The following is a 12,434-nucleotide window of genomic DNA, read 5'->3' on the forward strand; positions in this document are numbered from 1 at the left end:
CACCCCGCACCAACCGAACCTGGCGGTGGAGGAGTACGCAGCCGCCCCGAACGAGGAGGATGTCATGACCGCCACCGCAGCCCCGGCCGTGCTCGACCGGGACGGCCTGGACGCCCTGGTCGCGGCCCTGGCGGCGCAGGGACGGACCGTCGTCGGACCGACCGTCCGCGACGGCGCGATCGTGCTGGCCGAGCTGGACTCGGCGGATCTGCTGCCCTTCGGCTGGGGTGTCGAGCTGGACCCCGGACGCTACCGGCTGGTGCGCCGACGGGACGGGGCTGCCTTCGCGCACAGCGCGGGCCCGCAGTCATGGAAGACCTGGCTGCACCCGCAGCGGGAACGATTGTGGAGCGCCGATCGCACCGTGGAGGGCGGCCTCGAATTCACCCCCGGCACCCGCGAGACGCCGTCGTACGCCTTCCTCGGGGTGCGCCCCTGCGACTTGCGGGCCATCGCGATCCAGGACCGCGTCCTGACCGCAGGACGGTACGCGGACGACGGCTACGGTGCGCGCCGCGGGCGTGCGCTGCTGATCGCGGCGGAGTGCACCGAGCCGGGCGCGACCTGCTTCTGCGTGTCCACCGGGGGCGGGCCCGCCGCCGACCCGGGCTACGACCTGGCGCTGACCGAGGTGATCGACGCCGACGGCCACCGCTTCCTGGTGCGGGTCGGCAGCGAGGAGGGCGCCCGGCTGCTTCAGCAGGTGCCGCACCGCGGGGCCGACCCCGTCACACAGGATGCCGCGCGCTCCTCGGTGGACGCCGCCCGCGACCGCATGGGCTGTTCGCTGCCGCCGGTCGACTTGCGCACGCTGCTCGGCGCGAGCGTGGACGCGGACCGCTGGGACGATGTCGCGGAGCGCTGTCTGACCTGCGGCAACTGCACCATGGTGTGTCCCACCTGCTTCTGCACCACCACGGAGGAGGTCACCGATCTCACCGGTGACCACACCGAGCGCTGGCAGCGTTGGGACTCCTGCTTCGACCTGGACTTCTCCCACCTGCACGGCGGCCCGGTCCGCGCCTCCGGCCGCAGCCGCTACCGGCAGTGGCTCACCCACAAACTCTCCACATGGCACGACCAGTTCGGCACGTCCGGGTGCGTCGGCTGCGGGCGCTGCATCGCCTGGTGCCCGGCCGGCATCGACATCACCGAGGAAGTGGCCGCGCTGAACGACGAACACCGCGCCCACCACGGAACGGATGAGGAGCGATGACCCCCTCGATCGCCCTGCGCGTCAACCACGCCCTGCCCGCCGAGCACCGCGACCGCCTGATGCGCGTCGGCCGAGAGGCCGCGCTCCCGCAGGACGCCCGCCTCTTCGAGGAGGGCGGCCAGGCCTGCCGCTTCTGGATCGTCCGGGACGGCACGGTCGCCCTCGACCTGCATGTCCCGGGGCGCCGCTCGCCGATCGTGGAGACGCTCGGCGTCGGCGACCTCGTCGGATGGTCCTGGCTGTTCGAGCCCTACGTCTGGCAATTCGGCGCACGGTGCCTGACACCGGTGCGGGCCTACGAGTTCGACGCCGTCGCCGTGCGGCTGATGTGGGAGGACGACGCCGAGTTCGGCCGCGCACTCGGTCACTGGGTCGGCCGGGTGCTGGCCCACCGGCTGCACGCCTCCCGCACCCGGCTGCTCGACCTGTACGGGCCCCACGGCGGCGGGGGTGCGCGATGACGGGCATCCCGGTGCCGCACCGGGTAGTCGCCCGCCGGCGCGAGACCGCGGACACGGTCACGCTGCACATCGAGCCGGTCGGCCCGGCGCTGGACGACTTCGCACCGGGGCAGTTCGCGATGGTGCACTGCTTCGGCCGCGGCGAGATCCCCGTGTCGGTCAGTTCCGTGCAGTCCACCGGGGGCCTCGCGCACACGATCCGGGCGGTGGGCGCCGTCTCCGCCGGCCTGTGCGAGGCGCGGGTCGGCGACGTGCTCGGGGTGCGCGGACCGTACGGCACCGGCTGGGAGCTGCCGCGGTCCGCCGGCCAGGACGTGGTGGTGGTCGGGGGTGGCATCGGGCTCGCGCCCCTGCGGCCGCTGATCCTGCGCGCGCTGGCCGAACCGGCAGTGTACCGCAGGGTCAACGTGCTGGTCGGGGCACGCACTCCGGACGATCTGATCGCCCGCCAGGAGACGCAGGGCTGGGCAACGGCGTTCACCGGCGTCACCGTCGACCGTCCCGACGAGGAGTGGCGGGGGGACGTGGGTCTGGTCACCGAACTGCTGGACCGGGCGTCCTTCGAACCCGCGGACACCTGGGCGTTCGTCTGCGGACCCGAGCCGATGATCCGGGCCACGGCCCGTGACCTCGCCTTCCGCGGGGTGCCCCGGGAGCGGATCCGGGTCTCCCTGGAACGGAACATGCGATGCGCGACCGGGCACTGCGGGCACTGCCAGCTGGGTCCGGTGCTGCTGTGCCGATCCGGGCCGGTCATCGACTGGGCCGCGGCCGAATCCCTGCTCTCGGTAAGGGAGTTGTGACATGACACCGAAGCTCGCGGTGTTCAAGCTGGCCTCTTGCGATGGCTGCCAGCTCACGCTGCTGGACTGCGAGGACGAGCTGCTGGCGCTGGCGGGCCGGGTGGAGATCTCGCACTTCCTGGAGGCATCCAGCGACGTGGCACCCGGCCCGTACGACCTGACGCTCGTCGAGGGCTCGGTCACCACGTCCGAGGATGCCGAACGCGTCCACGCGATCCGCGCCGCCTCCCGCCACCTGGTGACGATCGGCGCCTGCGCGACCGCCGGCGGCATCCAGGCCCTGCGGAACTTCGCGGACATCGACGAGTACCGCCGCACGGTGTACGCCCACCCCGAATACATCTCGACGCTCGCCACCTCCACACCCGTATCGACGCATGTGGACGTCGACTTCGAACTGCGCGGCTGCCCGATCGACCGGCGGCAGCTGCTGGAAGTGATAACGGCGTTCCTGGCGGGCCGCAAGCCGGACGTACCGAACCACAGCGTCTGCTTCGAGTGCAAGCGGCGCGGCACGGTGTGCGTGACCGTCGCCCACGGCACGCCCTGTCTGGGTCCGGTCACGCATGCCGGGTGCGGGGCGCTGTGCCCGGCCTACAACCGCGGCTGCTTCGGCTGCTTCGGCCCGTCCGGGTCGGTGAACCTGCCCGCACAGATCCCCCTGCTGCGCCGCGACGGCCTCGACGAGGACGCCGTCGGCCGCTTCCTGCACACCTTCAACGCCGCCGCTTTCGAAGAGGAGTTGCACCCGTGACCCACCGTGGATCCCGTGTGCTGCACGTCGGCTCGCTCTCCCGGGTCGAGGGCGAGGGCGCCCTGCGCCTGCACGTGCACGACGGCACGGTCACCGAGGCCCAGCTGGAGATCTACGAGCCACCGCGCTTCTTCGAGGCATTCCTGCGCGGCCGCTCGTACACCGAACCACCGGACATCACCGCCCGGGTGTGCGGGATCTGCCCGGTTGCGTACCAGATGAGCGCCTGCGCGGCGATCGAGGACGCCTGCGGGGTGACGGTCGATCCGGTGATCCGGGACCTGCGCAGGCTGCTGTACTGCGGCGAGTGGATCGAGAGCCAGACCCTGCACATCCATCTGCTGCACGCGCCGGACTTCCTGGGCCGGGCGAGCGCGATCGACCTCGCGCGCACGCACCGGCACGAGGTCGAGCGCGGCCTGCGGCTGAAGAAGGCGGGCAATGCGCTGATGGAGCTGGTCGGCGGACGGGCCGTGCACCCGGTCAACGTGCGCCTGGGCGGGTTCCACCGGGCGCCCGCGCGTGAGGAACTGCGGCCGCTGGCGGAGGATTTGAAGCGGGCGCTGGACGATGCGTGGGCGACCGTACGGTGGGTGGCCGGCTTCGAGTTCCCCGACGCCCGCACCGACGCCGACCTGCTGGCGCTGGCCGCCCCGGACTCCTACGCGATCGAGAGCGGCACCCCGACCGTGCTGCGCGCCGACGGCAGCACGGACTCCTTCCCGGTGCGGGACTTCACCGACCACGTCACCGAGACCCATGTGGCGCACTCGACCGCGCTGCACTCCCGGCTCGACGGGCGGCTGCACCTCACCGGCTGCCTCGCCCGGTTCGCGATCGGCGGGCGCCGGCTCACGCCGGTGGCCCGGCAGGCCGCCGTCGAGGCCGGGCTGGGCGATCCCCGCGACGGTGCCGTGTGCCGCAATCCGTACCGGTCCATCCTGGTGCGGGCGGTGGAGACGGTGTACGCCGTCGACGAGGCGCTGCGGATCATCGGCTCCTACGAGCCGCCCGCCCGCCCGTACTCCGAGGTGCCGCCCGTCGCGGGAGTGGGCCACGGTGCCACCGAGGCGCCGCGCGGGATGCTCTACCACCGCTACGCGCTTGACGCCGACGGCCTGGTCACCGACGCACTGCTGGTGCCGCCCACCGCACAGAACCAGGGCGCGATCGAGGACGACCTCCGGCGCCTGGCCCAGCAGGCCATCCATGACCACGACCCGGACGACGGCGAGTTGACGGCGCTGTGCGAACGGGCGATCCGCAACCACGACCCGTGCATCTCCTGCTCCACCCACTTCCTCGACCTGACGGTCGTCCGTACCTCAGGAGGTTGCGATGCCTGAAACTCCCTGCACGGTCGGCGACGTGATGACGCAGACCGTCGTCGCCGTCGGCAGCGAAGCGCCGTTCAAGGAGACCGTCGAGCTGCTCGACCAGTGGAAGGTCAGCGCCCTGCCGGTGCTGGCCGGTGAGGGCCGGGTCGTCGGGGTGGTCTCCGAGGCGGACCTGCTGCCCAAGGAGGAGTTCCGCGACACCGGCGGTCCCGGCGGCCCGGCGCGATCCGCGGTCAAGCCGCTGCCCGTGGTGGACGAGGTCGGCCTGCTGCAGGGGGTGGTCAGCCGCAGCGATCTGCTGAAGGGCTTCCTGCGCGACGAGGAGATCGCCGAGGAGGTCCGGCGCCACGTCCTGACCCGGCTGCCCGTCACCACGCACCTGTCCGTGTCCGTGACCGAGGGCGTGGTCACACTGGGCGGCTCGCTGCCCGACCGGCCCCTGGGGCCCGTGATCGCGCGGGCGGTGCGGTCGGTTGAGGGTGTCGTGGACGTCCGGCTCGACTCACCCACCGATGAAGGACCCTGCCGATGAACCACTTGTACGGCCGATGAGATACCTGGAGGGCCGATGAGATACCTGGACGAGTACCGCGACCCCGTGCTCGCCCGTCGCCTGCTGGACGAGCTGGAGCAGACTGCCACGCGCCCCTGGCGGATCATGGAGGTGTGCGGCGGGCAGACCCACACCCTCGTCCGCCAGGGCATCGACGAGCTGCTGCCCGCCGGCATGCGGATGATCCACGGCCCGGGCTGCCCGGTCTGCGTGACCCCGTTGGAGACCCTGGACCGGGCCATGGCCATCGCCGCCCGACCCGGCGTGACCTTCACCAGCTTCGGCGACATGCTGCGGGTGCCCGGCACGGACACCGACCTGCTGTCGCTGCGGGCGCGCGGCGCGGACGTGCGTGTCGTCTACGCCCCGATGGACGCCGTGCGCCTGGCCGCCGAGCACCCGGAGCGCCAAGTGGTTTTCCTGGCCGTCGGATTCGAGACGACCGCGCCCGCGAACGCCATGGCCATGATGCACGCGGAGCGGCTCGGGCTGGCCAACTTCTCGATGCTGGTGAGCCATGTCCTGGTACCGCCGGCCATGACCGCGCTGCTCGACGACCCGGACTGCGAGGTGCAGGCGTTCCTGGCGGCCGGGCACGTGTGCGCGGTGATGGGGTGGCGGGAGTACGAGCCGATCGCCGCCCGCTACCGGGTGCCCATCGTGGTGACCGGGTTCGAGCCTCTGGACCTGCTGGAGGGCATCCTGATGGCCGTAAGGCAGCTGGAGAGCGGCCGGCACGAGGTGGCGAACCAGTACGTGCGCGCCGTGCGCCGCGTCGGCAACACCGACGCCCAGGAGGCGATGCGCCGCGTCTTCCGGGTCACCGACCGCGCCTGGCGGGGCATCGGCGCGCTGCCCGGGAGCGGTCTGGAACTCGCCCCGCTCTACCGCCGGTTCGACGCGGCCCGCCGCTTCGACGTGAGCGGTCTGGCCCCCGTCGAGGATGCGGAGTGCATCGCCGGAGCGATCCTCACCGGGGCGAGACTGCCCACCGACTGCGCCCCCTACGGCACCCGCTGTACACCCCGCCACCCCCTCGGCGCCCCCATGGTGTCGTCAGAGGGGACCTGTGCCGCCTTCCACGCGGCCGGACGCACCCCGACGAGGAGCACGGCATGACCATCGACTGCCCCACCCCGAACCACGAGGACGAGGTCGTGCTCCTCGGCCACGGCGCCGGCGGCCTCCTCACCGCGGAACTACTGAACCGGCTGGTGCTGCCCGCCCTGGGTGGCGCGCCGGGCCCGCTGGAGGACGCGGCGACGCTGCCGGGCCGTCCGGAGCTGGTGATGAGCACCGACGGCTTCGTCGTCAGCCCGCTGTTCTTCCCCGGCGGGGACATCGGGGCCCTCGCCGTGCACGGCACGGTCAACGACCTGGCAATGCGGGGCGCGTGGCCGCTGGCTCTGTCGGTGTCCCTGATCGTCGAGGAGGGGCTACCGCTCGCCGAACTGCGGGCCGTGATGGAGTCGTTGGGGAAGGCAGCCGAGGACGCGGGGGTGCCCGTGGTCACCGGGGACACCAAGGTCGTGGGGCGCGGCGCGGTCGACCGGCTGTTCATCACCACCACCGGGATCGGGCAGCGGCACGCGTCGCTGTCCCCGTCCGCCGCGTCGGCTCGCCCCGGGGACGCGGTGCTGCTGTCCGGGCCGATCGGGCTGCACGGCACCACCGTGCTCAGCACCCGGGAGGGCCTGGGCTTCGACAGCGACATCGCCTCCGACTCGCAGCCGCTGCATCGGCTGGTGCGGGCGCTGGTACCGCTGGGCGGTGCAGTCCACGTGCTGCGCGACCCGACCCGGGGCGGGCTGGCCGCCTCTCTCAACGAGATCGCCCGCGACTCGTCGGTCGCCGTCGAGATCGATGAGCGGGCGATCCCGGTGCCTGGAGCGGTGTCCTCCGCGTGCGACCTACTGGGACTGGATCCGCTGGTGGTCGCCAACGAGGGCTGCCTGGTCGCGTTCGTCGACGCCGCCGCGGCCGAGGAGACCCTCGCGGCGCTGCGCTCCCTGCCCGAGGGCGCGCAGGCGGCGCGGATCGGCGCGGTGCTCCCGGAGGGGCCGCAGGGACGGGTGACCCTGCGGACGCTGGTCGGGGCCCGGCGCATCGTGGACATGCCTCTGGGAGAGCAACTGCCACGCATTTGCTAGTGTGATGCGCCTGAAATCACGGGTTTAAGTCTGCTGCTGGCTTTGGGTGGTTGGTGGGTTGAGCGGGGCACCGCGATAGGTGAGCGGCACCAGGTGGGCGGCCGGGTGAGTGACGGAGGTGTCGGTGACGGCCATGAACTCGCTCCCGACCTCACCCTGGGGGTCGTCCATATCTGCTGTGCGCTCTCAAGGCCGACTACATCACGGGGCAGGTCGTGGTGGGCGGCTGTGGCTTCATCGGGTGAGGGTGAAGCCACAGCCGTGCGCAAGGACGCTCAGGACGGGCAGCCGGAGTCGGCGATCACGTAGTAGCCGGACGCGGTCTCTTCAAGAGTGTGAGTGACGTACAGGTTGTACAGGCCCATGTTCTGGTTGGAGCCGTTGGCGTAGACGTAGCCGAGGCTCTGGTGGGCACGGCCGGCAGTGACCTGGTTGTAGTTGTTGTCCGTGAAGCACTGCGGCTGATACCCGGTGGTGGTGGCCGAGACCGTCGACGACTGGGTGCCGACCGCACCGCCGGAGTCCACGGCGGCGACGGTGTAGGTGTACTTCGTGCCGGAGCCGAGCCCCGTGTCGGTGTACGACGTGCCGGTGACCGAGCCGACCTTGTTGCCGCCGCGGTACACGTTGTACGACGCCGCGCCGCTCGCTGCGGACCAGGACAGCGACACGGTGGTGTCGGTCGTGCCGGTGACCGTGAGCCCGGTGGGCGCCGGGAGACTGCCGGTGCCGCCCCCGCCCGAGGCGTCCAGTCCCCAGAACTTCGCGGTCCAGTAAGACGAGCAGATGTAGTTGAGGTAGTACGTGCCTGTGCTGCCGCACTGGTCGGCGGCCGATCCGGGGTTGACCGCGAGGCCGTGTGCCATCCCTGAGATGGAGAAGGTCTCCACCGCGGGCTTGCCGTTCGCGTCGTTGTACGTCGCCTGCGTGGTGCCGCCGGTCAGGCTCGTGGTTGAGGACGGGGTCTGGCTGATGCCCCAGACGTGGGTCCACTGGTCCCGTTCCTCGGTGGCGTTGGCTGGGTTGACGGTGCTGTCGCCTGTGCCTTGCCAGATCGCGACGCGTGGCCAGGGCCCGCCCCAGCCGCCGGAGGCGCTGCGGACCGCGTCGCCCCACTGCTGCGGGGTCTTGTTCACCGCGTTGTACTCGCACGTCAGGCCGCTGGTGAGGTCAGTCGCGCAGCCCGCCGGGATGCCGGAGTCGATGGCACCGCCCGCAAACACGTCGGGGTAGTCGGCGAGCATGACCGAGGTCATCGCCCCACCGGCCGACAGCCCGGTGACATAGACGCGGCTGGGGTCGCTGCCGTAGTGGGACTTGGCGTAGTCCACCATCTGCTTGATGGACAGCGCCTCGCCCTGGCCGCGGGTGTAGTCGGAGGACTGGTACCAGTTGAAGCAGGAGTTGGCGTTGTTGGAGCTGGTGGTCTGCGGGAGGACCAGCGCGAAGCCGTACATGTCGGCGTACTTGGACCAGCCGGAGTGGCTGTAGTAGTCACTGGCGCTCTGGGTGCAGCCGTGCAGAGCCACGACGAGCGGCGCGCCGGAGGGCAGGTTGGCGGGGGCGTACTGGAACATCTGTAGGTTGCCGGGGTTGGAGCCGAAGCCCGTGACCTCCTGCAGGCTCGCGGCCTGCGCCGGGGCCGGGGAGAGTCCGAGGACCACGGCGATCAGGGACAGGACCAGCGCCGCTGCGGAGGCGGGACGCGGCCATGTGAGGCGCCACGAGCGGCGCGGTGCTGATGGGGGTGAAGTGGGGTTCATCGTGCCACCTGGGTGATCGCGACGGGTGGGAGGGGGTGCGGACAGCCGTGCCCTTTCTTCGAATGCGGGTGCATGGCTGGGGAGTTACAGGGACGTTACGTCCGGCCCGTCGGGGGCCGTAATGGAGGTGCACCCCACCTCGCAGTGGTCGGGCGTGTGGGTCCTCACCGTTGTGCAACGCACAGGCCCCGGCGGCGGGAAGTACCGCTGCCGGGGCCCGGTCGGACGGAGGATCAGTCGAGGGAGCCGGTGTTGACCAGGTCGCCGGAGGCGGGTCTGGGGACGGTCCGGCCGGCCGGTGGCTCCTTGTGGTGCTCCACCCAGTCCGTCATGGTGGTAAAGGCGGCGCGGTAGCAGGGCAGGATCGGCCGCAGCTTGTCCGGGTAGGTGTCGTAGAGACTGTCGACGTGGGTGCCGCCCTCGATCCGATAGTAGCGGTGCAGTGCGGACCGGCCCTGGTCGGCGACCATCTGCGCGTAGACGTCGGACTGGACGCCGATGGGCAGCAGGGCGTCCAAGGTGCCGTGCAGGGTGATCATGGGTTTGCCGATGCGGCCGGTCAGGGACACCCGGGCCACTGCATCGTGGACGGCGCGGGGGCGTGCGGTGTAGTCGTAGGCGGCGTCGGAGGGGCAGGGCGCGAGGATCTCCTCGGTCGTCGAACCGGCCGAGAGGCCGGGACAGTTCGGGTCATAGCCGGGGTCGAACTCGGCGCGGTAGATCTTCTGGGTCAGGCCCCAATACACCTTCTCGTGGTACGGCCACAGGAACTCGGTGCCCCGCGCGAAGCCGGCCGCGTACATGTCCTCGTCGGTGGCCTGGCCGAGTTGGCGGGCGACCGCGGTGGGCAGGAAGGTGAACAGGTTGGGGCCCCCGGGCCGCCACAGGGCGCCTTCCCAGTCGACGCCGCCGTCGTAGAGCTCCGGATGGTTCTCCAACTGCCAGCGGGTGAGGTAGCCGCCGTTGGAGATGCCGGTCATGTAGGTGCGCCGCGGGGTGTGGCCGTAGCGCTGGGCGACCACTGCCTTGGCGGCGAGGGTCAGTTGGGTGGTGCGCCGGTTCCACTCGGCGACCGCGTCGCCCGGATGCCGACCGTCGGTGTAGAAGTTCGGACTACTGTTGCCCTTGTCGGTGGAGGCGAAGGCGTACCCCTGGGCCAGCACCCAGTCGGAGATGAGGGTGTCCAGGGAGTACTGCTTGCGTACGCCGGGCGCGCCGGTGACGACCAGCTTGCCGTTCCAGTGCTCGGGCAGCCGGATGACGAACTGGGCGTCGTGGTTCCAGCCGCGGTTGGTGTTGAGGTGCGAGGAGTCCGGGAAGTAGCCGTCGATCTGCAGGCCGGGCACACCGGAGGGGTTGCGGGTGCCCCGGGCGGTGAGACCGGCCCAGTCCGCAGCGTCGGTGTAGGGGGTGCCGGTCAGGGCGCTGGTCGTCAGGTCGTCGTGGCAGGAGACCTGCTGTAGTTCTGCGCCGGGGACGTTGACCGGGTGTCGGTGACCGCACGGGCCGGCGGAACCGTCGGCGGCACGGGCCTCGGCTCTGGGGGTCATCGCGGCGGTGGCCAGCAGGGCAGCGGACAGGATGGTGGTTCGTCGGCTCGGGTGCATGGATGCGGCTCCGGATGCTGGGGGAACGAGGGATGCGTGCGGTGGATGGTGCACAACCTGCAGATGACGCAGGACCGTTGGGCGCGATCAGGTGTCGAATCGCTTGCGCAGCGTCTTCTTGTCGAACTTTCCGACGCCGGTGCGCGGGATGGTCTCCATGACCTCGATCCGGTCAGGCAGTTGCCAGCGTGAGAAGCCGCTGCGTTCCAGGTGGCCCCGGATGCGTTCGAGGGTGATGGTGCTGCCGGGCCGAGTGGCGAGGCAGATCAGGGGCCGCTCCTGCCACTTCTCGTCGGGGACCGCGATGGCCGCGGCCTCGGCGACCTCCGGCAGCGCCATGACGGCCGATTCCATGTCCACCGACGAGATCCACTCACCGCCCGACTTGATGAGGTCCTTGGCGCGGTCGGCGATGACCATGTAACCGTGCGGGGAACCGATGGCAATGTCGCCGGTACGGAACCAGCCGTCCTCGGTGAACGCCTCGGCGCCTTCCCCTCCGAGGTAGGAGTCGGCGATCCATGGGCCGCGTACCAGCAGGTCGCCCATCGAGGCGCCGTCCCACGGGAGTGGGCGACCGTCCTCGTCGCGGATCTCCATCTGGACGCCGGGCAGCGGCAGTCCGGCCCGGGTGCGGACGACGTCGGTGATCCGCTCCTCGTCCCAGTCCCGCATCCGCTCCTTGGGCCAGGCCAGCGAGGCCAGCGGTGAGGTTTCCGTCATGCCCCACACCTGGACCAGCGGGATGCCGAAGTCGCGCCGGTAGCGTTCGATCAATGAGCGGGACGGGCGGGATCCGCCGCACAGCAGGTGCCGCAGCTCCGGCAGGCCGCCGCGGGCGGCTATCTCGTCGGCGACCGCCATCCAGATGGTGGGCACGCCTGCGGCGACCGTGACCCGCTCGGCCGCCATCAGCTCGACCAGGGCGGCGGGATCCAGCGAGCCGCTGGAGAAGACCTGCTTGGCGCCGTACGGTGTGGCCGTGTACGGGATGCCCCAGGCGTTGGCGTGGAACATCGGCACGACCGGCAGCACGGTGTCTCCGGGGCCGATCGCCATCGCGGCTTGGGAGGAGGCGGCGAGGGCGTGCAGCACGGTGGAGCGGTGCGTGTAGACCACGCCCTTGGGGCGGCCGGTGGTGCCTGAGGTGTAGCACAGACCCAGCGGCGCTCGTTCGTCGATGTTCCGGGGCTCGTACCTGCCGGGGTGGTCGGCGATGAGCTCCTCGTAGGCCACGACTCCCGGCAGCGTGGTGGGCGGCACGGTGTCGGAGAGGACCACCAGGTGGCGTACGCCGCTGAGGCCGCCACGAGCGTGCACCTTCTCCAGCAGGGGCAGCAGGTCGGGGTCGACGAGGACAGCCCGGTCGTCGGCGTGATCGATGATGTACGCCAGGTCCTCGGGGGACAGCCTCAGGTTGAGAGTGTGCAGCATGCGCCCGGTGCAGGGTATGGCCCAGTACGCCTCCAGGTGCCGGTAGCTGTTCCAGGCCAGGGTGGCCACGCGGTCGCCGGGCTCCAGGCCGAGAGTGTCGAGGGCGTGCATCAACTGCTGGGCGCGGCGTGCGAAGGCGGCGTAGGTGTAGCGGTGCACGTGGCCGTCCGGGAACCGGGTGACGATCTCGGTGTCGGGGAAGTAACGCGGGGCGTGGCCGAAGAGCAGCCACGTGGTCAACGGGGTGTCCATCATCGCCATGGGGCACATCGTGGGCGCCGGGCGACGGCCCGGCCACGGAGGATTCCCACGGTCCATGAGCACCCGGAGTGGAGCGGATCCCCACCCCGCCGCTG

The 12,434-nt window shown here is 71.2% G+C and carries 11 protein-coding genes and 1 pseudogene; 8 read left to right on the plus strand and 4 right to left on the minus strand.

What is annotated here, in order from left to right; genetic code table 11:
* The first annotated feature begins 64 nt into the window (after positions 1-64).
* Genes ACFY1J_RS38795 through hypE form a run of 8 tightly spaced genes read left to right on the plus strand, consistent with a single transcriptional unit; the run spans position 65 to position 7,274 of the window.
* Positions 65-1,216 carry a 4Fe-4S dicluster domain-containing protein gene (locus tag ACFY1J_RS38795; RefSeq protein ID WP_390707655.1) on the plus strand — a complete coding sequence of 384 codons (1,152 nt, stop codon included), beginning with the start codon at positions 65-67 and terminating at the stop codon, positions 1,214-1,216.
* Positions 1,213-1,677, plus strand: a complete 465-nt coding sequence (locus ACFY1J_RS38800; RefSeq protein WP_390707656.1) for a Crp/Fnr family transcriptional regulator — start codon at positions 1,213-1,215, stop codon at positions 1,675-1,677. Before ACFY1J_RS38795 ends, ACFY1J_RS38800 begins: the two co-directional genes overlap by 4 nt.
* The gene (locus tag ACFY1J_RS38805) at positions 1,674-2,480 is read left to right on the plus strand and encodes an FAD/NAD(P)-binding protein (RefSeq protein ID WP_390732879.1); all 807 of its coding nucleotides are present in this window, start codon (positions 1,674-1,676) and stop codon (positions 2,478-2,480) included. The genes ACFY1J_RS38800 and ACFY1J_RS38805 overlap by 4 nt, the downstream gene beginning before the upstream one ends.
* Position 2,481: 1 nt before the next feature.
* Positions 2,482-3,234, plus strand: coding sequence for an oxidoreductase (locus ACFY1J_RS38810; RefSeq protein WP_390732880.1), 753 nt, complete (start codon positions 2,482-2,484; stop codon positions 3,232-3,234).
* Entirely contained in the window at positions 3,231-4,580 is a 1,350-nt protein-coding gene (locus ACFY1J_RS38815; protein ID WP_390707659.1) for a Ni/Fe hydrogenase subunit alpha, read from the plus strand. Before ACFY1J_RS38810 ends, ACFY1J_RS38815 begins: the two co-directional genes overlap by 4 nt.
* On the plus strand, positions 4,573-5,103 hold the full coding sequence (locus ACFY1J_RS38820) for a CBS domain-containing protein (RefSeq protein ID WP_390732881.1): 531 nt from the start codon (positions 4,573-4,575) through the stop codon (positions 5,101-5,103). Before ACFY1J_RS38815 ends, ACFY1J_RS38820 begins: the two co-directional genes overlap by 8 nt.
* A gap of 36 nt (positions 5,104-5,139) precedes the next feature.
* Positions 5,140-6,243 carry a hydrogenase formation protein HypD gene (hypD, locus tag ACFY1J_RS38825; RefSeq protein WP_390732882.1) on the plus strand — a complete coding sequence of 368 codons (1,104 nt, stop codon included), beginning with the start codon at positions 5,140-5,142 and terminating at the stop codon, positions 6,241-6,243.
* Positions 6,240-7,274, plus strand: coding sequence for a hydrogenase expression/formation protein HypE (gene hypE / locus ACFY1J_RS38830; protein WP_390732883.1), 1,035 nt, complete (start codon positions 6,240-6,242; stop codon positions 7,272-7,274). The genes hypD and hypE overlap by 4 nt, the downstream gene beginning before the upstream one ends.
* 57 nt (positions 7,275-7,331) lie before the next feature.
* Here the strand turns inward: hypE and ACFY1J_RS38835 are convergent.
* From ACFY1J_RS38835 to ACFY1J_RS38850, 4 genes and pseudogenes are all read right to left on the minus strand, one after another.
* Positions 7,332-7,445, minus strand: a pseudogene (locus tag ACFY1J_RS38835) (1,4-alpha-glucan branching protein); the annotation flags it as partial.
* A 104-nt stretch (positions 7,446-7,549) separates the two neighbouring features.
* Positions 7,550-9,037 carry a PHB depolymerase family esterase gene (locus ACFY1J_RS38840; RefSeq protein WP_390732884.1) on the minus strand — a complete coding sequence of 496 codons (1,488 nt, stop codon included), beginning with the start codon at positions 9,035-9,037 and terminating at the stop codon, positions 7,550-7,552.
* 233 nt (positions 9,038-9,270) lie between these two features.
* Positions 9,271-10,644 carry a tannase/feruloyl esterase family alpha/beta hydrolase gene (locus tag ACFY1J_RS38845; RefSeq protein WP_390707664.1) on the minus strand — a complete coding sequence of 458 codons (1,374 nt, stop codon included), beginning with the start codon at positions 10,642-10,644 and terminating at the stop codon, positions 9,271-9,273.
* Between the two features lie 87 nt (positions 10,645-10,731).
* Entirely contained in the window at positions 10,732-12,339 is a 1,608-nt protein-coding gene (locus ACFY1J_RS38850; protein ID WP_390732885.1) for a long-chain fatty acid--CoA ligase, read from the minus strand.
* Between the last annotated feature and the right edge of the window lie 95 nt (positions 12,340-12,434).

The organism is Streptomyces sp. NPDC001406 (genome assembly GCF_042895285.1).
GTDB lineage: Bacteria > Actinomycetota > Actinomycetes > Streptomycetales > Streptomycetaceae > Streptomyces.